1 protein-coding gene is annotated in these 240 nt (G+C 68.3%); it reads right to left on the bottom strand.

The features are described 5' to 3' along the window. A partial coding sequence (locus tag GZH79_RS19345; RefSeq protein ID WP_211644471.1) for a hypothetical protein occupies positions 1-240 on the bottom strand: 240 nt, incomplete at both ends.

Below are 240 nucleotides of genomic sequence, written 5' to 3'. Positions count from 1 at the left end.
GCCGGATTCCCGCCACCAGAGCTCTGGTTTTCTCCGGCAAGTGCCGTGCCGCCTCTGCGATCACGCCATCGGCCTCGGCGATTTCTGAAAGTGCGGTTGCCACCCCCGCCTGCGCTTCCGCATCGGCCGTCGCTCGGGCACGACCGAACATGTGCTGCCACGCACGCGCGAACACGCCCGACGCCCGCGCAACGCCGTCGGGCGAACGCTTGCGGAGATCTTCAAGCGTCAGTGTCGGCG

Origin of the sequence: Loktanella sp. SALINAS62, from assembly GCF_018263905.1 — a bacterium.
Taxonomy (GTDB): domain Bacteria; phylum Pseudomonadota; class Alphaproteobacteria; order Rhodobacterales; family Rhodobacteraceae; genus Loktanella.
The sequence above is the reverse complement of the archived record's forward strand: the minus strand, read 5'-3'. Positions and strand labels throughout refer to the sequence as shown.